General features: G+C 39.0%; 20 protein-coding genes and 1 other RNA gene. 11 read left to right on the top strand and 10 right to left on the bottom strand.

Going from position 1 to position 20,915, the window contains the following annotated elements:
- Positions 1–68: 68 nt before the first annotated feature.
- The 6 genes from putA to F8M47_RS11360 all read right to left on the bottom strand — a co-directional run bounded on the left by putA (position 69) and on the right by F8M47_RS11360 (position 7,815).
- Positions 69–3,659, bottom strand: coding sequence for a bifunctional proline dehydrogenase/L-glutamate gamma-semialdehyde dehydrogenase PutA (gene putA, locus F8M47_RS11385; protein ID WP_150540196.1), 3,591 nt, complete (start codon positions 3,657–3,659; stop codon positions 69–71).
- Between the two features lie 122 nt (positions 3,660–3,781).
- Positions 3,782–5,296, bottom strand: coding sequence for a sodium/proline symporter PutP (gene putP, locus F8M47_RS11380; RefSeq protein ID WP_150540195.1), 1,515 nt, complete (start codon positions 5,294–5,296; stop codon positions 3,782–3,784).
- Between the two features lie 563 nt (positions 5,297–5,859).
- Positions 5,860–6,645 carry an IclR family transcriptional regulator gene (locus tag F8M47_RS11375; RefSeq protein WP_150540194.1) on the bottom strand — a complete coding sequence of 262 codons (786 nt, stop codon included), beginning with the start codon at positions 6,643–6,645 and terminating at the stop codon, positions 5,860–5,862.
- Positions 6,642–7,220, bottom strand: coding sequence for a 5-formyltetrahydrofolate cyclo-ligase (locus F8M47_RS11370; RefSeq protein ID WP_150540193.1), 579 nt, complete (start codon positions 7,218–7,220; stop codon positions 6,642–6,644). Before F8M47_RS11370 ends, F8M47_RS11375 begins: the two co-directional genes overlap by 4 nt.
- Before the next feature lie 24 nt (positions 7,221–7,244).
- A non-coding RNA gene (ssrS, locus tag F8M47_RS11365) (6S RNA) lies at positions 7,245–7,426 on the bottom strand.
- Positions 7,427–7,503: 77 nt separating this feature from the next.
- Positions 7,504–7,815, bottom strand: a complete 312-nt coding sequence (locus tag F8M47_RS11360) for a cell division protein ZapA (protein WP_150540192.1) — start codon at positions 7,813–7,815, stop codon at positions 7,504–7,506.
- Positions 7,816–7,891: 76 nt separating this feature from the next.
- Here F8M47_RS11360 and F8M47_RS11355 point away from each other — a divergent pair, with 76 nt between their 5' ends.
- The 4 genes from F8M47_RS11355 (at position 7,892) to F8M47_RS11340 (ending at position 10,727) form a co-directional block, all read left to right on the top strand.
- The gene (locus tag F8M47_RS11355) at positions 7,892–8,443 is read left to right on the top strand and encodes a UPF0149 family protein (RefSeq protein WP_150540191.1); all 552 of its coding nucleotides are present in this window, start codon (positions 7,892–7,894) and stop codon (positions 8,441–8,443) included.
- A gap of 93 nt (positions 8,444–8,536) precedes the next feature.
- Positions 8,537–9,601 carry a uroporphyrinogen decarboxylase gene (gene hemE, locus F8M47_RS11350; protein WP_150540190.1) on the top strand — a complete coding sequence of 355 codons (1,065 nt, stop codon included), beginning with the start codon at positions 8,537–8,539 and terminating at the stop codon, positions 9,599–9,601.
- A 127-nt stretch (positions 9,602–9,728) separates the two neighbouring features.
- Positions 9,729–10,319: a YjaG family protein gene (locus tag F8M47_RS11345; RefSeq protein ID WP_150540189.1), complete on the top strand. Its 591-nt coding sequence runs from the start codon at positions 9,729–9,731 to the stop codon at positions 10,317–10,319.
- A gap of 117 nt (positions 10,320–10,436) precedes the next feature.
- Positions 10,437–10,727 (top strand): HU family DNA-binding protein, encoded by a 291-nt coding sequence (locus F8M47_RS11340; protein WP_256867193.1) that lies wholly within the window; start codon positions 10,437–10,439, stop codon positions 10,725–10,727.
- 56 nt (positions 10,728–10,783) lie between these two features.
- Here the strand turns inward: F8M47_RS11340 and F8M47_RS11335 are convergent, their stop codons facing one another.
- The gene (locus F8M47_RS11335; protein ID WP_150540188.1) at positions 10,784–11,635 is read right to left on the bottom strand and encodes a thymidylate synthase; all 852 of its coding nucleotides are present in this window, start codon (positions 11,633–11,635) and stop codon (positions 10,784–10,786) included.
- Between the two features lie 86 nt (positions 11,636–11,721).
- Here F8M47_RS11335 and F8M47_RS11330 point away from each other — a divergent pair, with 86 nt between their 5' ends.
- Complete coding sequence (locus F8M47_RS11330; protein WP_150540187.1) at positions 11,722–12,285, top strand: hypothetical protein; 564 nt, start codon at positions 11,722–11,724, stop codon at positions 12,283–12,285.
- A gap of 97 nt (positions 12,286–12,382) precedes the next feature.
- Positions 12,383–13,393, top strand: a complete 1,011-nt coding sequence (gene bioB, locus F8M47_RS11325; protein ID WP_150540186.1) for a biotin synthase BioB — start codon at positions 12,383–12,385, stop codon at positions 13,391–13,393.
- Between the two features lie 49 nt (positions 13,394–13,442).
- On the opposite strand, the gene cspE is transcribed toward bioB, so the two are convergent.
- Positions 13,443–13,652 (bottom strand): transcription antiterminator/RNA stability regulator CspE, encoded by a 210-nt coding sequence (gene cspE / locus F8M47_RS11320; RefSeq protein ID WP_150540185.1) that lies wholly within the window; start codon positions 13,650–13,652, stop codon positions 13,443–13,445.
- A 454-nt stretch (positions 13,653–14,106) separates the two neighbouring features.
- Between cspE and proQ the strand changes: the two genes are divergently transcribed.
- From proQ to F8M47_RS11295, 5 genes are all read left to right on the top strand, one after another.
- Complete coding sequence (gene proQ / locus F8M47_RS11315) at positions 14,107–14,655, top strand: RNA chaperone ProQ (protein WP_150540184.1); 549 nt, start codon at positions 14,107–14,109, stop codon at positions 14,653–14,655.
- A gap of 89 nt (positions 14,656–14,744) precedes the next feature.
- Complete coding sequence (gene prc / locus F8M47_RS11310; RefSeq protein WP_150540183.1) at positions 14,745–16,757, top strand: carboxy terminal-processing peptidase; 2,013 nt, start codon at positions 14,745–14,747, stop codon at positions 16,755–16,757.
- Positions 16,758–16,851: 94 nt separating this feature from the next.
- A complete protein-coding gene (locus tag F8M47_RS11305; RefSeq protein WP_150540182.1) occupies positions 16,852–18,423 on the top strand; it encodes a L,D-transpeptidase family protein in 1,572 nt (523 codons plus the stop codon).
- 172 nt (positions 18,424–18,595) lie between these two features.
- Positions 18,596–19,150: a peptidoglycan L,D-endopeptidase MepK gene (gene mepK, locus F8M47_RS11300; RefSeq protein ID WP_150540181.1), complete on the top strand. Its 555-nt coding sequence runs from the start codon at positions 18,596–18,598 to the stop codon at positions 19,148–19,150.
- 17 nt (positions 19,151–19,167) lie between these two features.
- On the top strand, positions 19,168–19,797 hold the full coding sequence (locus F8M47_RS11295; protein ID WP_150540180.1) for an MBL fold metallo-hydrolase: 630 nt from the start codon (positions 19,168–19,170) through the stop codon (positions 19,795–19,797).
- Here F8M47_RS11295 and F8M47_RS11290 read toward each other — a convergent pair.
- On the bottom strand, positions 19,789–20,553 hold the full coding sequence (locus F8M47_RS11290; protein WP_150540179.1) for a choline/ethanolamine kinase family protein: 765 nt from the start codon (positions 20,551–20,553) through the stop codon (positions 19,789–19,791). The two genes, F8M47_RS11295 and F8M47_RS11290, sit on opposite strands and share 9 nt — an antisense overlap.
- The gene (locus tag F8M47_RS11285) at positions 20,550–20,915 is read right to left on the bottom strand and encodes a YcfL family putative periplasmic lipoprotein (RefSeq protein ID WP_150540178.1); all 366 of its coding nucleotides are present in this window, start codon (positions 20,913–20,915) and stop codon (positions 20,550–20,552) included. The genes F8M47_RS11290 and F8M47_RS11285 overlap by 4 nt, the downstream gene beginning before the upstream one ends.

Genomic DNA, 20,915 nt, shown 5'->3' with positions numbered 1-20,915 from the left:
GATGAGTTGCTAAACAGAAAGTAAAAATCCCCTTAGTTTTTGCTAAGGGGACAGTTATTTGCGTAAGATTAATCCATTTCACTCATTAGGGTTGCATTGCCCCCTGCTGCTGCGGTATTGATACTGATGGATTTTTCATGCATTAATGGCAATAGTGAAAGTGCCAAATTAAGGTTTTCAATATAGGTTAGAATAGCGCCATTACGTTCGGCATAATGTTGTCGCTCTGTGCAAGAAAGTGGTTCAAGCACTATCATGACACTTAATTTGGCGAATTGATTGAAATCATCGGTTACCACTACATATTCCGCAAATTGGTGGGCGTGTTCAGCCAGTGGTGAATCTTGTTTCACTACAGCTTTGCTTCCGCACATGGCAATCGCAATCAGCGCTTTGACTTGCTCGAAAAGTGAGCCGTTGCTTATCGCGATAAGCTGACGTGCTTCAAGGCGTAACTCGTTGTTTTCTCCCGTGATTCCTTGCATTTTGAATACTTTTGCAAGCGGTGATTTTTGCGCTAAATTTTGCAAAAGTGCTAGCGCTTCAGCGTGTTGTTCCACTGAAAGTGCTTGGCGGATAGCTTGAGCAAGATTGTCTGTTCCAATGGTTATTCCGCCGTCTAAATCGGGCAGATACCATGCTTCGCTATTGACCAAACGTTGTAAATAAAGCGGGCCACCTGCTTTTGGCCCCGTGCCTGAAAGCCCCATGCCGCCGAAAGGTTGTACGCCAACCACAGCACCAACGGTATTACGATTCACATATAAATTGCCCGCTTGCACTTTATCTATCCATTGATAAATGGTGTTATCAATACGGCTATGCAAACCGCTGGTTAAGCCAAAGCCTGTTGAATTTATGTCGTGGATCACTTGTTCAAATTGGTTAGCTTTAAAGCGAATAACATGCAGGATTGGACCAAATACCTCGTGTTCAATCTGTGAAATATGATCAATTTCAAACAAGCTTGGTGCGACAAAGATCCCGTTTTGTTCTACTTCTGGTGCTATCGGTACTTGGTAATAGCTTTTGGCGACTTGCTTCATTTTTTTGATATGGCTGAGCAAACGACTTTGTGCGGTGCGGTCGATCACAGGCCCAATATCGGTATTGAGTGCTTGTGGTCTGCCAACATGGAGTTCGGCCATTGCGCCTTTTAGCATCGCTAAAATATGATCCGCAACATCTTCTTGCAGATACAACACACGCAACGCTGAACAGCGTTGACCTGCGGAATCAAAAGCAGAATTGAGAACGTCTGCTACCACTTGTTCGCCTAGAGCAGAGCTATCCATAATCAGTGCATTTTGTCCGCCTGTTTCAGCAATAAGCGGTACGATTTTGTCTTGTTTTTGCAAATTGCGATTGATGGTTTTAGCGGTTTCGGTGGATCCTGTAAAAATTACACCTGCCACACGAGGATCGGCAGTGAGCTGATTACCGATTTCAGCACCACTACCTGGTAAGCATTGTAGAGCGCCTTTGGGCACGCCTGCTTGATAGAATAGCTCCACCGCATAATGCGCCATTAATGAGGTTTGCTCTGCTGGTTTTGCCAGCACAACATTCCCCGCCACTAATGCAGAAACTACTTCACCAGTAAAAATAGCAAGTGGGAAGTTCCATGGGCTGATTGCAACAATAATGCCTCTTGGTTTTTGATAAGCATCAGGATTACGTTTCACCTCATTTGCATAATAACGGCAAAAATCGACCGCTTCTCTCACTTCTGCAATCGCATTATTTAGGGGTTTCCCTGCTTCTCGCACAGCGAGATCGAATAAGGTTGGCATATTGCTTTCAAGTAACTCGGCAATATTGTCTAAAATGGCGGCTCGTTGTTGAGGAGGCGTTGCTTGCCAAGCGGTCTGATTTTGCTCGGCAATTGCAAATGCTTTTGTTACATCGGCCGTGTTGGCATACACCACCTCACCCACTTGTTGGGTATTCAGTGCAGGATTGAAAACCGCTTTGCTTAAGCTACCTTCATAAAAACTATCAGCTAATAATGGATAGGCTTTGTATTGCACTTTGGCTAGCTGGTTAAGCTGTGTTTGTAAGTTTTCAAGTTGAACTGTATCGCTGAGATCGTAGCCTTTAGAATTAAGGCGATCGCTAAATAAATTTCGAGGTAGTGGGATTTTAGGGTGCATTGAACCAGCCGTTTGTGCTGCTTTTACAACAGGATCTTCTGCCAGTCTTTCTACGCTGACTTGCTCATCTACTAACTGATTTACAAATGAGCTATTAGAGCCATTTTCTAATAAGCGACGCACTAAATAAGCTAATAGTGTTTGGTAAGAGCCAACAGGAGCATAGATACGGCATTGCACATCTAAGTTTTGCTTGCCGACAACTTGATCATAGAGGGTTTCGCCCATGCCATGTAAACATTGGAATTCAAATTTTTTACCTTTTGCCAAATGGTAAATAGTGGCAAGTGTTTGGGCATTGTGGGTGGCAAATTGTGGATAAATCACATCTTGTGCTGCCAGTAATTTTTTCGCGCAGGCAATGTAATTTAAGTCGGTATGTACTTTGCGGGAAAATACAGGGTAGCCAGTGGAATCGGTTTGAGAACGTTTAATTTCGGCATCCCAATAAGCACCTTTTACTAAACGAATCATTAATTTTCGTTGTTTTTCGTGAGCTTTTTGAATGAGATAATCAATCACAGATAAACAACGTTTTTGATAGGCTTGCACCACAAAGCCAATGCCATCAAAGCCTGCTAGTTCTGGCTCAGATAATAAACGGTCGATGAGATCGAGTGAAATTTCTAAGCGGTCGGCTTCTTCAGCATCAATATTAATCCCAATATCATAACGTTTAGCTAGTAAACACAAATCGCGTAAGCGAGGGTAGAGTTCTTGCATAACTCGTGCGTGTTGCGCTAATGAATAACGAGGGTGAATCGCCGAAAGTTTTACGGAAATCCCAGAAGCTTGATAAACCCCTAATCCTTTTGAAACTGCCCCGACTGCGTGTACTGAACTGACGTAGTCTTGGTAATAGCGTTTCGCATCTTGTTCAGTAAATGCTGACTCACCTAGCATGTCGTAAGTAAAGCGAAAGCCTTTTTGAAAACGCTCTTCACTATTTTTGAGTGCCACTTGAATGGTTTCACCCGTAACGAATTGTTTGCCGAGTAAGCGCATAGCAAAATCCATACCTTTACGGATAATCGGCTCTCCGCTCTTATTAATCAGCTGAGTTAAACTATTTGAAAGTGAGTCATCAGAAAGTGAGAGCACTTTTCTTGTAAACACAAGCCCCCAAGCGGAAGCATTGACAAAAAGTGACGGGCTTTTACCGATATGTGATTTCCAATTACCTTTTGTGATTTTGTCTTTGATTAATTTATCGCGAGTATCTTGATCAGGAATACGAAGGAGCGCTTCAGCTAAGCACATCAATGCGATACCTTCTTGGCTGGAAAGCGAAAACTCATGCATTAATGCATCAACACCACTGGCTTTTTGGCGGTTGGCTCGGACTTTTTCAACAAGCTTACGGGTAAGCGCTTTGATATTGGTTTGATACTCATCGGTATTAGCTTCAACTAATAGTTTTTGAACTAGCTCAGTTTCATCAATACGATAATGTTGGCTGAGTTCGGGTCGGAGAGTAGTTGCTGGTAGAAGATGATATTGTTGCATAAGAAGCTCCTCGTATGTTGTGTGCTTGAGTTACAAGCGGTCATTTTTTTAGAATTTTTTACATATGGCGTGACCCACAAACAAAAAAGCGACTTGCTGTCACACAGCAAATCGCTTTTCGTTTATTTCACTTCTTCTAAGTAAGATTTATTCGCTTTGTCGAAGGTTTCGATAATTTCTTTATTTGGTGCGGGAGTGAGCAGAGACACAATCACAATCGCGCACATTGCACTCATAAAGCCAGGAATCATTGAATACATTTCTGGGAGTGAAAGCGCTGTGGTGATGTCTTTCCAGAAATACACAACTAATGCACCTGTAAGCATGCCTGTAATAGCACCAAAGCCGTTCATGCGTTTCCAGAAAAGAGATAATAACACCACAGGGCCGAATGCTGAGCCAAAGCCTGCCCAAGCGTCTTTTACCAGCGCAAATACTTGGCTATTTGGATCTTGTGCGATATAGATGGCAAGTGCAGCGACAGCAAGTACCATCATACGGCCAAGCCAAACTAATTCTTTGTCAGTTGCTGATGGACGTAAGATTCCTTTATATAAGTCTTCGGTGATGGCACTTGAACAAATTAAAAGTTGCGCAGAAAGAGTACTCATTACCGCTGCTAAAATCGCTGAGAGTAAAATGCCTGCAATCCAAGGGTTAAACAACAGTTTGGCTAATTCAATAAAAATCTGTTCATTGTTTTGGTTTACGACTTGAGCATTTTCTGGGAATTTAAAGAAATATGCCATACCAAAGTAGCCAATACCAATTGCACCAACAAGGCAAATTACCATCCAAGTCATACTGATACGGCGAGCATTTTCCAGTGATTTGACACTTTCTGCCGCCATAAAACGTACCACAATATGTGGCTGACCAAAATAACCTAATCCCCATGCTAATAAGCTGAGTACGCCTAATATCGTTGTGCCAGTAAACATATCGTTGTAGTTTTTATTTGCTGCAATTTCTGCAAGTGTGATGCTTTCTTGCATAGCTTCGATTCCACCTACGTTTAATACAACAAATACAGGGGTGAGAATCAATGCAAATAACATTAACGAAGCTTGAATGGTATCAGTCCAACTTACCGCTAAGAAACCACCAATAAAGGTATAAAGAATAGTTGCCACAGCACCATACCAAATTGCATTAGCATAAGGTACGCCAAATAGGTTCTCAAAAACTCGAGCACCAGCGACTACACCTGAAGCACAGTAAACGGCGAAGAAGAGTAGAAAAATAATTGCCGAAAGGATTTTGATTAATTTGGTTTTATCACCAAAGCGATTGTGAAAGTATTCGGGTAAGGTAAGTGCGTCGCCACTGTGTTCTGTGTGAGAACGTAAGCGACCTGCGACAAGCTTCCAGTTTAAATATGCACCGATGGTTAAACCAACAGCTAACCAGACTTCAATTAAACCGCCTGCATAAATAGCACCTGGTAAGCCCATCAGCAACCAAGCTGACATATCCGATGCCCCTGCCGATAATGCGGTAACAAAGCTACCTAAACGACGTCCACCTAAAATGTAGTCTGAAAGGTTGTTAGTAACACGATAGGCGATAAAGCCGATTAAGATCATTCCGATGATATAAATCAGGAATGTGGTTGTGGTAGGATCAAATCCAAACATAGCTATTCCTCTTATTCTTTCTATGTTTTCATTAGCACAAAAAAGGGCGAATTATAGCAAAAAAGATCGGCAAAATGAATTTTTATCGCTATTTTACGCATTTCTATGCGGTGTGTATCAAGATAAATAAAATTGTGATTGTTTGTTGATAATCTATATCACTCGACTATAACTAATTCGCAAACGTTTGCAACAAAATTTTTACATTTTTATCAAAAAATAATCGTTTTTTTAACGAGTTTAGTATGCTTTTTGGCTAGTTTTTTAGCGTAAGATAATTAGTTGTACACAGGCCTAGCTTGTCAAGTAAATTTACAAGAAAAAATTTTAAAATTTTTTGATAAAAGCACTAGCCAAAATGTAACTAATTGATTTAAAAGGAAATGTTATTTTGTGCTCAATTTTAAATGAATGTGAAAAATGCTAGGTTTTATCTAGGTTTGGCATATTTTTCAAAAAGAAATCCACAAAGTTATCCACAGAGGTTGTGGATAGAAAAAATACCTGAATATAAAATCAGATCTTCGTAGGCTTTTTGCAAAATCTGACGAAGAGCTGACCGCTTATTTAGCTTGCCAGCCTAATTCTTCTGAAATTTTAGCCGCTGTAGTTTGAATCGCTGTGTGTAATAGATCAAATCCTAATTGCTTTAAGCGGGCCGTAGAAAGTGAAATTGAAACGGCATAGATCACATGATTTTTGTGATCGAAAATTGGACAAGCAATGCAAGATACGCCTAATTCGTTTTCTTCATCGTCCATCGCAAATTGTTGTTGGCGGATTTTGGTTAATTCGCTTTCCATTGCAGGAATGGTGGTGATCGTATTAGCTGTTAGCTGGCGAATAATATCCTGTTTGGCTTGCCAATATTGTGGAATATATTCAGGTTTATCGTATGCGAGGAATAATTTACCCATACCAGAGCAATAAAGTTGTAATCGTTGTCCGATATAAGCACGGGTTTTCATCATGCCAGTGGTCGGTTCTAATTTATAGATCAAAATAGCATGATTGCCTTCTCGCATTGCAAAATTAACCGTTTCACCCAGCTGTAGGTTAAGGGCTTCAAGATGAGGGGCTGCAATATGTAAAATATTGAGTGAACTCAAAGCACGCTGACCAATAGTGAGGCATTTGGTGCTTAGGCGATAGCTACCTGTGGTAGGAGCAGGGCGAACAAATCCTTCTTGTTGCAAACTTTGTAATAAGCGATGTACGGTACTTTTATTTAATTGCGCTAGCTCAGAAAGTTGCGCTAAAGGGCAGCCATTTGGGTATTGGGAAAGCAGTTCAAGTAATTTTAATCCTCTCACTAAGGTTTGGCTTCCCGATGATTCTTTTTCTGTCATGCTGTGTCTCCTAATATCAGATGATCGAGTGGCATATCCCAATCTTCGGTTGGCAATTGTTCAATCAGCTGGCAATCGTAGGCTAATCCCACGTTTATCGCTGATGTTTGTGCCAAGGTTCGATCGTAAAAACCACCGCCATAGCCTAAGCGATTTAGTTGTTTGTCGCAAGCGAGTAGTGGGGTGAAGATCATTTCTAATTCATCAAGCGGCTTAACCTGCCGAATATCTAATTGAGGTTGTAGCATACCGAATGAATGCGATTGCAAAACCGAGTTAGGCTGATATTGCACAAACAGTAAATTACCTGCGCTAAAGGGGTGTAACACGGGCAGATAAATAGATTTTCCTTGTGTAAGGAGTTGTTTTATGAGTGGAAGCGGTGAAATTTCTGCTTTGAATGGCAAATAGAAAGCAAGATGAGAAGCTTGATAGTGTTCAATTAAAGCAAGTGCTTGGGGGATAATATCTAAAGCGGCACTGGTTTGTTGTTGTGTGGTTAATGCAAGCCGTTTGGCTTTCATTTGATTGCGAATGGTTTGGCGAGCTTCTCGCCAAGATTGGCTAGTTTGCATATAGATATACCAAACATAGAAAGAAAAGAACCCGAAGTGCCGTTGTGTGTGATGGTCCTTGAACCAGAAGGTTCAAGGGAGTCGAACTTAATTGCCTTTAGGCTTCTTACTTAGAGTAAGCTTGCTCACCAGCAGCTAGATGTCCAACTCAAAGTTTTAAATTATCGGCTCAGGGACGTAACTCACAACGTACACCTCAGGCAAGTATTATACTAACGGAAATTGCGAAATTTTCCTAGTGTTGAATTGAGAAAAATTCGCAAATGATCAGCTTTTAAACATTCTACTGATTAATGGCAACGGAGGCGTTAGTCAGCAATTTATTCAACGAACTATCGAGCTGTTGAATGCAAGACTCAAGCACTGCTTTATTGTTTGCATTTTTTTGCTTTTCTTGCTCAAGTTCGTAGTTGAGATTAAGTGCAACGATAGCTAACACTTTTTCAAGCTGGATAATACCAGATTGATCTTTTAAAACCGCTACTCGTTCTTCTAAACGTTGCGCTGAAGCGAGTAAGTGTTCTTGTTGCTCGGGTGGGCAATGTAAGCGAAGTACCTGCCCAAAAATTTGAACTTCAATATAATTTGCCGACATAGTCGTGAAATCCTCACAAGTAAGATGAATTTTTTGCTATTATGCCATTCTTTAACAGAATCACAAATAAGACACTATGGCTATTACACAATCAAACGAATTTAATCAACTAATTGCCCAATTACAAATTGGCGAAACAGCCGCAGAAGTACATGGTTTTCTAAGCGGATTAATTGCGGGTGGCGTGCAAGATGAATCTTGGAAAACGCTTACTTACCAATTTTTAAATGATGGTCATGCTTTCTCGCAAGCGCCTTTAGCTACACTCAGCGAGTTTTATCAACAATTAACCGAAAGTTTTGATGAAGCTAATACATTATTCTCGCTTTGGACTCCGAATAACGAAGATGGTTTCGCTTTAGCAGATGCTATTGCAGACTGGACAAGCCAATTTTTACTTGGTTTAGGCTTAGCGCAGCCAAAATTAAGCCGTGAAACGGATGAAATTGGTGAGGCATTAGATGATTTAGAAGAAATTTCTAAATTAGGTTACAATGAAGACGATGATAACAATGAATTACTGGAAGCAGGCGAAGAAGTGGTAGAGTACTTGCGAGTGCTAACACTTTTCTTGCACAGCCATTTTGCATTAAATGTAAAGAACGCTGAGCAACCTCAACTTCACTAACCCGATACAAGCGGTCATTTTTTAGTGGAACTTTGCAAGTTTTCATTAAAATTTTACCGCTTATTTATCTGAAATAGATGGACAAGGAATACTATGAGCCAATTAAAAAATGATCGCTATTTAAAAGCATTATTACGCGAACCTGTGGATATGACTCCCGTATGGATGATGCGCCAAGCAGGGCGTTACCTACCTGAATACAAAGCCACTCGTGCGCAAGCAGGCGATTTTATGTCGTTGTGCCGTAATGCAGAATTAGCTTGCGAAGTAACTTTACAGCCATTACGTCGTTATGAATTAGATGCAGCAATTCTTTTCTCTGATATTTTAACCATTCCAGATGCAATGGGATTGGGGCTAAGTTTTGGTGCGGGTGAAGGTCCTAAATTTGCGCGTCCGATTGAAAATAAAGCGCAAGTAGAACACCTTCCAATTCCTGATCCTGAAGGTGAATTACAATATGTAATGAATGCGGTGCGTACTATTCGTCGTGAATTAAAAGGCGAAGTGCCGTTAATTGGTTTTTCTGGCAGCCCATGGACACTTGCTACTTATATGGTAGAAGGCGGTTCAAGCAAGGCATTTACCAAAATCAAAAAAATGATGTATGCCGATCCACAAATTCTACACGCTTTGTTAGATAAATTAGCCGAGAGCGTGATTTTATATCTTAACGCTCAAATCAAAGCGGGCGCACAGGCGGTAATGGTTTTTGACACTTGGGGGGGGGTATTAGCACACAATGAATATAAAGCCTTCTCGCTACACTATATGCATAAAATTGTAGATGGCTTAATTCGTGAAAACGAAGGCAGAAAAGTGCCTGTTACTCTATTTACCAAAGGCGGTGGCTTATGGTTAGAAGCGATTGCGGATACAGGTTGTGATGCAGTTGGCTTAGATTGGACGATTGATATTGCCGATGCGCGTCGTCGTGTAGGACATAAAGTGGCGCTTCAAGGCAATATGGATCCAAGTGTGTTATATGCTCAACCAGAACGTATTGAACAAGAAGTAAAACAAATTTTAGCAGGCTTTGGTGAAGGTTCTGGACATGTATTCAATCTCGGACATGGCATTCATCAAGATGTGCCAGAACAAAACCCGAAAGTGTTTGTGGATGCGATTCACGAATATTCAAAACAATATCATAAATAATTTTACTCGATTTTTGTTTATAACAAGCGGTTAAATTTATGCAGAAATTGGCAAAAAATGAGGCAGGTTTGAGCGCTTGTTAGTCAAAATACAATCAAATTATCTGAATAGGATAAAAGAGGAAAATATGAGAAATCCTATCCATAAACGCATGGAGCGTTTTGAGTCTTGGCAACATTTAACTTTTATGGCGTGCCTTTGTGAAAGAATGTATCCAAATTATCAACTGTTTTGTGAAGTAACAAAACAGCCAGAAAAAGTAAAGGTATTCCAAAATATTCTCAATTTAGTTTGGGAGTTTTTAACCGTAAAAGGTGCCAAAATTAATTTTGATAACCAGCTCGAAAAATTAGAAGAAATCATTCCTGATGTGAACGATTATGATTTTTTTGGTGTCTTACCCGCACAAGAAGCGTGTGAGGCTCTCTCGGAATTACTACATAGCTTAATCGCAGGGGCAACGTTAGAACAAGCGATTCGTATCAGCCAAATTTCTTTAGGGACAGTGGCAAGCTATTTAGAAACTCAATACGACCGTGAATTAAGTGAGCAAGAGCTCAAAAACTCAGAAGAAATTCAAGATGAACTGGATGTGCAATGGCAAGTTTATCGTTTGCTTAATGAATGTGAAGAACGTGATATTGAGCTAATTCTTGAGTTAAAAAATGAGATTCGTACTAGCGGAATTAGTAATATCGGGTTAAAATTTAATCAATAAATCAACTTCCCCGCAGAATGATGCATTATTCACTTTGAGAATATCTAAGTTTGAATTAAGCTAGCGGGGCGTTATGCAACAAGTTTCAGGCGGGTTAACGCCATTTATCTAAATAAAATCTTAGAGGATACAATTATGAACAAAACTGAGTTAATCGATGCAATCGCAGCAGGTGCAGAGTTAAGCAAGAAAGACGCTAAAGCAGCATTAGAAGCAACTTTAGAAGCAATCTCTGAAAGCCTCAAAAAAGGTGATGCAGTTCAATTAATCGGCTTCGGTACTTTTAAAGTAAATGAGCGTAATGCACGTACTGGTCGTAACCCACGTACTGGTGAAGAGATTAAAATCGCAGCAGCTAAAGTTCCAGCGTTCGTTGCAGGTAAAGCATTAAAAGATTTAGTAAAATAATTCTTTTTCAGATTTCTAAAAAAGCCTAGATTTTTATCTAGGCTTTTTGTTTTCGGTTAAACCGCAAATGGGTATTGAATACTTGGGTGATATTCGTAGCCTTCTACTTTGAAATCATCAAGCGTTACCCATGTTTCTAAATCTTCTAATGATTTAATCTCAGGGTTAATCCAAAGTTTTGGTGCCGTTAGTGGCTCTCGTGTGAGCTGTACATCACGCATTAAGGCTAACTGGTCTTCATAGATATGTGCATTAACGATTTTATGGAAAGCTTGTCCTGCTTTGTGTCCTGTAATTTGTGCCATTAATGCAAGGAAGGTATAACATTGAATCATATTCCAATTGAGTCCAAGTGGCACATCAGCAGAGCGTTGTGTACTATTTAAATAAAGTGTGCCATCTAACAGCGAAAAATGGTGGCTATATAAGCACGGACGTAAACAGCCCATATGGAATACACCTGGGTGATAAAAAGTATAAATTTCACCGCGATTATCCACTCCTTTTTTCAAATCATCGACAATTTGACGAAGCAAATCAATTGAACCACCATCAGGTTTTGGAAAGTTACGCCCAACCGCACCATACACTAATCCCATATCGTCTTCGCCTTTACGATGAGGGTTTGCAAGCCATGCAGCATTTTGGTTCGCATTTGCATCCCATGATTTTGTACCTAGATTACGGAAATCAGCCGCATTATCGTAACCACGGATATAGCCGAGCAATTCAGCAATCGCTGCCTTCCAGAAGCTTCTGCGAGTTGTCACCAATGGAAATTCGCCCTTAGCAACATCATAAGTAAGATCGGCGTTGATCACAGTTAAACAACGCTTACCAGTTCGCTCATTCTCTACCCATTTTCCTTCATTTACGATACGATGACATAAATCTAAATACTGTTTCATGATTACCTCTTAAAAAAATTTAGGTAATTTTGCCATTTATTCGTTAAAATAGATAATAATTTTTATAAAGCGATAAGGAGTGCGATATGAAAAATGTAATCAAAACAATGTTGGTTGGTTTTACCTTGGCTGTATTGGCTGCTTGTTCTACAAAAAGTGGCTGGACTCGTTTAAGTGAATCTGAAATAGATCAGAAATCTTATGCGATTGCTTATGGTGCAACAGCACAAACTTACGCAGATCGAGTAAATGAGAGTTATGACATTAATTCATTTATGAATGGTGTGGACGACTGGTATAACAAAAAAGTGAAAATGCCAGTAGAGCAGATTAGAGCGATAATTTTAAATCGCATGATGGATCACAATATTTACGCTTATTACAGTGGTGTGCTTTATGCGGCAGACTTACAAGGCAATTTTAATCATCTTGATCCAGAATGCTGGAATTTGGTACAAACGCCAAGTATGAGCCAAGGTATCCACGATGCGATGCTTGATATTCAAAAAAATACCATACGCAGTGATGAATATATTCATCACGGTGTAGAACAGATTCTTCATCTTTGTGTAAAAACGATGGCTGAAGATGAAAATAAAGCAGAAGCAAAAGCTAAAAAAGTGTCGAAAACCAAAAAATCAGCGAAATAATTAGGGTTATGATTTAGGTAAGCGGTCAAATTTTCCTTAAAATTTGCAAAAAATACAGGGAATTTGACCGCTTTTTACGTATTAAAAGGAGAAATTGATGACAACCTATAATTTACGTCTTAAAGCAAAAAGTGAATTAACTCCTCATCCAACAGCACAATATTGGCGTAAATGCCAAGTGGAAGAGCTATTTGCAATGCCTTTTATGGAATTAGTTTTCAAAGCGGCGCAGGTGCATAGAGAAAATTTTGATCCGCAAGCGATTCAACTTTCAACCTTACTTTCAATAAAAACGGGAGGTTGCCCAGAAGAATGCGAATATTGTCCTCAATCAGCGCGCTATGACACAGGGCTTGAAAAGCAAATGATGATGGATGTGGAACAAATTGTTGAGAAAGCAAAAATAGCGAAAGCGAGAGGGGCAAGCCGTTTTTGTATGGGGGCAGCTTGGCGTGGACCAAAACCGAAAGATATTAAAGTGGTTTCAAATATTATTGGTGCGGTAAAGGCGCTAGGATTAGAAACTTGTGGAACTTTTGGCTTGCTTGAAGAGGGCATGGCGGAAGATTTAAAACAAGCAGGTCTGGATTATTACAATCACAATTTAGATACCGACCCTGAACGTTATAACAAAATTGTACATACCCGTAATCATGACGATCGTATGGATACGCTTGGAAAAGTACGCCATGCAGGGCTAAAAGTGTGTTGTGGCGGTATTGTGGGCATGAATGAAACTCGCCCAGAACGGGCTGGTTTAATAGCCAGTTTGGCAAACTTGGATCCTCAGCCAGAAAGTGTGCCAATCAATCAATTAATTAAAGTGGAAGGTACTCCATTAGAAAACGCCGAAGATTTAGATTGGACTGAATTTGTTAGAACGATAGCAGTAGCGAGAATCACTATGCCAAAAAGCTATGTTCGCTTATCCGCAGGAAGAACTGCAATGCCAGAAGCAATGCAAACACTCTGTTTTATGGCGGGAGCCAATTCGATTTTTTATGGTGAAAAATTATTAACAACTTGCAATCCAGAAGAAGATTCTGACCGCTTGTTAATGGAGAAATTAGATTTGTATCCGTTACAATATGAGCCTAGCGAAGCATAATAAAAAAGCCAGCAACTGCTGGCTTTTAGTATTATTTAAGCACTTAAAATTAAAGTGCTTTTACGTTTACCGCTGATGGGCCACGTTCTGAATCTTGTACTTCAAATTCAACTTTTGCATCTTCTTCTAAAGTACGGAAGTTTGAACCCACGATACCTGAGAAGTGAACAAAAATATCTTTACCACCTTGGTCTGGAGTAATAAAACCAAAACCTTTAGTTGAATTGAACCATTTAACGATACCTGTTGCTTTAGACATAGGATTTTCCTTATAAAAATTAAATAAAAAGAATTGCTACACGTTATTTGGAGATTAGAGATTTATCGGTGAAGAACTCTCGGAAAATCAAAAGATTTATAGAAAGGAAAACAACAAGAAAGAATCGAACTAATAACGCTACGAGAGCGAGTCGATTAGAACACTAATTAATCATTAAAGCAAATGTTTTTTTATTATTTATGAAACCTGAAAGAATATTTGTGTCTAAGCAAAAGTCTATATTTTTAATTGATTTTTGTTTGAGCTTTGCGTGAAAATTAGTTGCTGACTAAATAATAAACAAAGGGTGGTAAACCCGAAGCTCATAGCTGAAAGATCTGGATTTTATATAGACTAGCCCACCTAAATAAAATATAGTAACGAATTGAGCTCCCAATCAATAGCTCTAAAAGCTATATATTTATCTAGACTTAAATTTAACAGAGAAAACATTATGTCAGAACAACAAGTAAAAACACAAAATGGCAACAAAACGAATCCAAGTGTGAAAGAAGTCATCGCATATTTAGCAGATAAATTCCCACTTTGTTTTAGTATTGAAGGAGATGCTAAGCCATTAAAAGTTGGTCTTTTCCAAGATTTAGCTGAAGCGTTAGCGGATGATGAAAAAGTAAGTAAAACGTTATTACGCCAAGCATTACGCACTTATACGATGAGCTGGCGTTATTTAGCTGCTTGTAAAGTAAATGTACAACGTGTTGGCTTACAAGGTGAAGAGGCGGGAGTTGTTGATGAAGCACAAGCAACGCACGCAGCACAATCATTAGCTGTTGCCAAAGAAGCTTATGCTACCCGCAAAGCAGAACAGAAAAAAGAACAACGTAAAGAGTTCTTTAAGAAAAAAGCACGTGAAGATAAGTCGAAAAAGCGTGTTGATATTCGTGTGAAAAAAGCGCCTCGCATTGCTAAGGATGTTTCAGCGAAAGCGACTGCAGAGAGTCTTGCAGCACTCACGAATAAATTTAGTAAAGGCAATAAATAATTCAGGTCTTTAAGTTATAGGGATAAGTGATGGTAAAACATAACTTATCCTATTTACTTGAGCATATCTCATAATGAATTAGGATTTTTATGAAAATTAATAAGTTAAGCCGACTGGTTGCACTTTGTTTAGGTTCAATGATTAGTACAGCATTTGCGGTTGAACCACAGATTAAGGAAAGTGCATTAGTGACCCCTAAACCAACAGAGCAACATAGTCTTTCTACAAAACGTGTTACCGCACGTTTAACGCAATCGCATTATCATAAATTTAAATTAGATGATGAATTTGCGAATAAGATTTTTAACCGCTACATTGATTGGTTAGATGGTGCACATAATACTTTTTTGCAATCTGATATTGACGCTATGCGTGCTAAGTATGCCAGCAAGCTAGATGAAGAACTGTATGAAGGAAAATTAGATTCGGCGTTTGAAATCTATGATCTTATGACTAAGCGTCGTTACGAACGCTATAAATATGCTCTAGGACTTTTAGATAAAGAACCTGATTTAAAAGGCACAGATAAAATTGAAAATGAGCGAGATAAAGCGCCATTCCCAACAAGTACCGAAGAAGCGAATACGTTATGGGAACAGCGTGTAAAAAATGATGTGATCAGTTTATATCTAAAAGATAAAAAATGGTCTGAAATTAAAAAAACTTTAACTAAGCGTTATAACTTAGCGATTAAGCGTTTAACCCAAGTAAAATCAGATGATATTTTACAAACGTATTTAAATGCTTTTGCACGTGAGATTGATCCTCATACAAGCTATTTATCGCCTCGTGCAGCTAAAGCTTTCCAAGAAAGCATGAACCTTTCATTAGAAGGTATTGGTGCAACTCTTGCCATGGAAGACGATGTCACCACGATTAAATCACTTGTGCCAGGTGCACCAGCTGCACGTAGCAAGAAAATTACAGTGGGCGATAAAATTGTGGGGGTTGGTCAAGAAAAAGGCGAAATCGAAGATGTTGTTGGCTGGCGTTTAGATGACGTTGTAGACAAAATTAAAGGTAAAAAAGGCAGTAAAGTTCGTTTAGAAATTGAGCCAGAAAAAGGCGGTAAAACGAAAATTATTACTTTAACACGCGATAAAGTTCGCTTAGAAGATAGCGCCGCAAAATTAACGATTGAAAAAGTAAATGGTAAAAATGTAGCGGTCATTAAAATTTCAACATTCTACATTGGACTAACCAATGATGTACGTAAATTATTAGATGAGATGAAAACCAAAAAAGCAGATGGTTTAATTATTGATTTACGTGAGAATGGTGGTGGCTCATTAACCGAAGTAGTTGAATTAACAGGTTTATTTATTAAAGAAGGCCCTGTTGTTCAGGTACGTGATGCGTTTAACCGTATTAAAGTGCATGAAGACCCAGAAGCGGATAAATCACTTTATGATGGCAAAATTATGGTGATGATTAACCGTCACAGTGCTTCTGCTTCAGAAATTTTTGCAGCCGCAATGCAAGATTACAATCGTGCGATTATTGTTGGGCAACAAACTTTTGGTAAAGGTACCGTGCAACAAAGCCGTTCACTGAATTTTGTGTATGACTTGGATCAGGATCCACTAGGTTTCATTCAATATACTATTCAAAAATTTTATCGTATTGATGGTGGAAGTACCCAATTAAAAGGGGTTGAGGCGGATATTAAATTCCCTGAAATCATTAATGCGGAAAAAACAGGTGAAAGCTTTGAAGATAATGCATTGCCTTGGGATAAGATCCCTGCTGCGACCTATCAAGTAGCAGGTCATGCACGCGATGCTGTGTCGACTTTAGCGGCTAAGCATGAAGAGCGTATTGCTAAAGATCCAGAATTTGTCACATTAAATGAAGATATTGCGATTCGTAAAGAAAGAGACGCTCGCAAATTTACTTCACTTAATTTAGCTGAACGTCAGAAAGAAAATAAAGCTGATGAAGCTAAGCGTTTGAAAGATCTAAATGCGCGTTTTGCGCGTGAGGGTAAAAAAGCATTAAAAGATATTGATGCGTTACCAAAAGATTATGAAGCGCCTGATTTCTTCTTGAAAGAAGCTGAGAAAATGATGGTCGATTGGTTAGAAATTGGTAAGTCATCATAAAATCAATTATAATTAATAAATCAACTACCGCTTAACGAGAGTTAAGCGGTCTGATTTTTATGAAATTTTACAATCTCGGTTCTAAGGATTTAGTATGAATAAGGTGAAAACCTTTAAATTGTTGCCAGTGTTTATGTTCTCTGGCATAGCGGTGGCTGAAACGGCTCAGGTTACACAACCTGTGGCTCAGTCTAATGTTGCCGTTGCTTCTCAGGTTACGCAGGATGCAATTTTGCCCCAATTAAGTTTTGCTGCTCAGCAAGCGCGTGCTGCGGAATTAGCAAAACGAGCAGATTATGTGTTTGAACAAGAACAAATTCGTCAAGAAGAAGCTAGAAAATTAGCAGAAGCAGAAACTAAATTACAGCAAACGGTTGGCGCTAATACGCTATTACTTCGCAAAACCACGGCTAAAGTTTATTTAGATAATAACTTTGCCAATATGTGGAATGATAAAGCGGCAGAAAAGCAATTTATTAAAGAATATGCGCTATTAGCCACAAGTGGCGTATCAGCTAAATCAGCGAAAGCATTGCAACAAATACTGAATCAGCCTGAAGGGCCTGCACGTGATATGTTATTGACAGACAGTTTCTTAGACTATCTGTACTATAACAAGAACGTATTTAAAAATGCGAACCAATGGTTATATAACTTAGGAAGTTATACTCCAAAAGCACCAAGTGCAGAATTAATTAACCAATGGGTGAATGCTGTTCAAAATGGTACGGCTGGCCAATTTGTGGCGAATTTAGTACCTCGTAATCATATTTACCAAGAGACTGCACAACGTGTGTTATCTATGTCGGCAACAGGCTCAGCGCGAAAAGCGGTAAAAGACAAAAAAGCGAAAGGTGCTGCTGAATCAGAAACAGCTGCAACAGGCAATGACACATTCTATAAATTGGCATTAAATGCACAACGTTTACGTATTATTCCAAACTTTAATAATGGTATTTTTGTAAATATTCCTAGCTATCAATTATTTTACTTCCGTGATGGTCAGTTAACATTGCAATCTAAAGTGATTGTTGGACGTGATGATCGCCGTACTCCTGTGATGTACAGTAAATTAAGTAACGTTGTGGTTAACCCACCTTGGAACATTCCACCAACAATTTTAGCGAAAGATGTCGTGCCAAAATTAGCTAAAAATCCAGGATTTGCGGATGCTGCAGGTTATGAGGTTTTTGACGGTAGTGGTAATAAAATTAATCCACGTAGCGTAAATTGGGCACAATATGTAAATAGCAAAAATATTCCTTACCGTATTCGCCAAAAAGCAGGTGATGATAGTGCATTAGGTCGTTTTAAATTCAATATGCCAAGTTCGGATGCGATTTATTTACACGACACACCAAACAGAGGCTTATTTGGCAAAAACAACCGTGCATTAAGCTCAGGCTGTGTGCGAGTTGAACGTTCAGACGAATTAGCAAGCATCTTATTAAAAGAAGCGGGTTGGAGTATGGACAGAAAGCAAAAAGTATTAGCAAGTCAAAAAACGACTTCGGCTAATATTCAATCGGACAATCCAGTTTATTTATATTATGTAACAGCATGGGTAGAAAATGGAAAAGTTTATACGCTACCTGATATTTATAAATTTGATAAAGCAATTCCGAAAAATTCTGTGAACTGGAATAAAGTAAGAAGTGTGATCTAATGCACAAAAATAGAAATTTCCGAGCGGTAAGGCTTGCTTCTCGGAACTTTATTTTTTAGAGTTAGCCATAAAGGCTTATGAGTAATAAGCCTTTATTTATGGCTGATAGTAAATTATTCGGAATGAGTCATCTACTATCAATCATTACTCGTAATAATGAGGAAGAATTTCAATGAATCAAATTAATGTTCAACGCCGTAAATGGTTATCACTCGGCGGTCTTGTTTTAGGGGCAAGTTTGTTGCCAAGCAAAGTTATGGCGGCACTTTCAACGCCTTCTCCATTGGCGTTACGCTTTCGTAATATAAATACTGGTGATACTTATTCAGCAAAATTTGCGAATGGTCATTTATCAACAACGGATTTAAGCCAATTAAACTATCTCATGCGAGATCGCCATACTAATCAAGTTAAGCGAATTGACCCGATGTTGTTTGTTAAACTTAATCAAATTCAGCAACGTTTAGGTTTCCGCAATGCGGAAATTTTAGTGTTAAGTGGTTACCGTTCTGCTCAAACAAATGCAAGAATGCGTCGTCATAGTCGTGGTGTAGCAAGTAACAGCTATCATATTCGTGGACAAGCGGTCGATTTTAAAGTATCGGGCGTTCCACTTTCAAAAGTAAAAATGGCAGCGGAAAGTTTGCATAATGGTGGTGTAGGTTATTATCCTCGTAGTAATTTTGTGCATGTAGATACAGGTCCAGTGCGTAGCTGGCGTGGTTAGGTAAGCGGTCAAATTTTATGTTTAATTTACAAATTATCCCTGTAAGTGCGTTTCAGCAAAATTGTAGTGTTATTTGGGATGATAATAAAAATGCCGCAATTATTGATGCGGGTGATGATGCAGATAAAATCATTCAATTTGTTGAATCACAGCAACTAAATGTTCAGAAATTGTTGCTTACTCACGGTCATTTAGATCATATTATGGCGGTGGAAAAAGTAAGAGATCATTTCGGTGTGGAAGTTTTTGGTTCTCATATTGATGATAAGCCGTTATTTGAGCAACTTCCACAAATGTGTGAAATGTTTGGTATTCCGCCTGTGCAGGCTTTTTTACCAGATCATTGGTTAAATGAAAACGATATTATTGAAGTGGGAACATTGCGTTTTAATGTGCGTCATTTGCCTGGTCATGCGCCAGGTCATATCGGTTTCTTTGATTTTGAAAATAAAATTGCATTTAGTGGTGATGTGTTATTTAAAGATAGTATTGGGCGTACCGATCTTTATATGGGCAATTTAGAGGTACTATTAAATACTATTCGTACCAAAATGTTTGATTTAGATGATGATTTTATTGTGGTTGCAGGGCATGGTCCGCATACCACAATTGGTCGTGAAAAACTGCACAATCCCTTTCTAAAATAGCGTTTCTGGTTCGAGAATCGCAAACCATAACTGATTTAACCGATGAATGGCAGGATGATATTCTGCCATTTTTTGTTTAAATTGCACTTCATTAAATTTAGTTGCTTGCAGATAGTAGTGGAGAAATTCCGCCTGTTGTTGTGAATTAAGTGCTTTGCTATTAGCACTAAATAACATTGCAATTTCTAGTGCAGGATCCGATACGGCAGAATATTCCCAATCAATCAAAAACAAGCGGTTATTTTTTACGACAAAATTACCTAAATGCAAATCGTGGTGACAAATCGCTTGATGAAAGGGCTGAATGTCCTGAAATGGCGGATAAAAATGCAATTTAGCTTGCTGTGTAGTAGTGAGCTGTTGCCACAAAAATTGACAACGTTTCGCAATATCCAAGGTAGGTAGTGATTTATTTATTGGAAAAAGATGCAATTGCGCAAGGGATTGAGCGAGTTTATTGAGTAATGTTGCATCAAAAGTGCTTGGAATATCGCCGTCGATCCAACGCAATAAGCAGGAGTTTTCAGTCTGATAATAAACTTTGGGGGTAAAAGAGAGAGAAGCTAAATAACTTAGTATTTGTGCTTCTTGAGCATAATTAATTGCAAAGCGAGAAGCTCGCTCATTTTGCTGGCGTAAAACAAAACGCTCGCCAGAGGCGAGCTGAATTTGTTGGCTACAAGCGGTTAAACCTGCTAAATCTTGGCAAAAAACGACCGCTTGTTGCTGACTTGTCAGCCAATCTAACGCATTCATCGGCTACCACGCAAATAGATGCGGTAGTTGTGTGCTTCATCAGTTGGTCTCTGTAGCTTGAATGTTTGAGATTGCTTGCTATTTAGCCATAAGTTAAGCCACGCTTGCTCGGCAATTTCTTGCGTAACCCCTTGTTTATCATACCAAAATAATTTATAGCTTAAATTAAGCGGATGATCTGTAAGGTTGCGCACAGTGATACTTTCACCTGTTACATTGGTTTCAATTTGTGGCGCGATTTGTGCTTCAATATTTACAATAGGCTCCGATTTTCCTTTGATATAGCTTTGCGGGTTACTACCACAAGCGGTCAAAAAAAACGAAAAAATTGCAAATAACCAATAAGATTTAAGCTGTTTCAT

This window comes from Actinobacillus vicugnae (genome assembly GCF_901687125.1).
Lineage (GTDB): Bacteria > Pseudomonadota > Gammaproteobacteria > Enterobacterales > Pasteurellaceae > Actinobacillus > Actinobacillus vicugnae.
Note: the sequence above shows the minus strand (reverse complement) of the source record. Positions and strands in the feature narration are given on the sequence as shown.

Excerpts from the sequence above, each read along its gene's own strand:
- F8M47_RS11305 (WP_150540182.1), top strand. The coding sequence starts at position 16,852 with ATGAATAAGGTGAAAACCTTTAAATTGTTGCCAGTGTTTATGTTCTCT.
- mepK (WP_150540181.1), top strand. The coding sequence starts at position 18,596 with ATGAATCAAATTAATGTTCAACGCCGTAAATGGTTATCACTCGGCGGT.
- putP (WP_150540195.1), bottom strand. The coding sequence starts at position 5,296 with ATGTTTGGATTTGATCCTACCACAACCACATTCCTGATTTATATCATC.
- putA (WP_150540196.1), bottom strand. The coding sequence starts at position 3,659 with ATGCAACAATATCATCTTCTACCAGCAACTACTCTCCGACCCGAACTC.
- bioB (WP_150540186.1), top strand. The coding sequence starts at position 12,383 with ATGACAACCTATAATTTACGTCTTAAAGCAAAAAGTGAATTAACTCCT.
- F8M47_RS11295 (WP_150540180.1), top strand. The coding sequence starts at position 19,168 with ATGTTTAATTTACAAATTATCCCTGTAAGTGCGTTTCAGCAAAATTGT.
- prc (WP_150540183.1), top strand. The coding sequence starts at position 14,745 with ATGAAAATTAATAAGTTAAGCCGACTGGTTGCACTTTGTTTAGGTTCA.
- F8M47_RS11285 (WP_150540178.1), bottom strand. The coding sequence starts at position 20,915 with ATGAAACAGCTTAAATCTTATTGGTTATTTGCAATTTTTTCGTTTTTT.
- F8M47_RS11330 (WP_150540187.1), top strand. The coding sequence starts at position 11,722 with ATGAAAAATGTAATCAAAACAATGTTGGTTGGTTTTACCTTGGCTGTA.
- F8M47_RS11355 (WP_150540191.1), top strand. The coding sequence starts at position 7,892 with ATGGCTATTACACAATCAAACGAATTTAATCAACTAATTGCCCAATTA.
- hemE (WP_150540190.1), top strand. The coding sequence starts at position 8,537 with ATGAGCCAATTAAAAAATGATCGCTATTTAAAAGCATTATTACGCGAA.
- F8M47_RS11375 (WP_150540194.1), bottom strand. The coding sequence starts at position 6,645 with ATGACAGAAAAAGAATCATCGGGAAGCCAAACCTTAGTGAGAGGATTA.
- F8M47_RS11345 (WP_150540189.1), top strand. The coding sequence starts at position 9,729 with ATGAGAAATCCTATCCATAAACGCATGGAGCGTTTTGAGTCTTGGCAA.
- F8M47_RS11290 (WP_150540179.1), bottom strand. The coding sequence starts at position 20,553 with ATGAATGCGTTAGATTGGCTGACAAGTCAGCAACAAGCGGTCGTTTTT.
- F8M47_RS11360 (WP_150540192.1), bottom strand. The coding sequence starts at position 7,815 with ATGTCGGCAAATTATATTGAAGTTCAAATTTTTGGGCAGGTACTTCGC.
- proQ (WP_150540184.1), top strand. The coding sequence starts at position 14,107 with ATGTCAGAACAACAAGTAAAAACACAAAATGGCAACAAAACGAATCCA.
- F8M47_RS11335 (WP_150540188.1), bottom strand. The coding sequence starts at position 11,635 with ATGAAACAGTATTTAGATTTATGTCATCGTATCGTAAATGAAGGAAAA.
- F8M47_RS11370 (WP_150540193.1), bottom strand. The coding sequence starts at position 7,220 with ATGCAAACTAGCCAATCTTGGCGAGAAGCTCGCCAAACCATTCGCAAT.
- cspE (WP_150540185.1), bottom strand. The coding sequence starts at position 13,652 with ATGTCTAAAGCAACAGGTATCGTTAAATGGTTCAATTCAACTAAAGGT.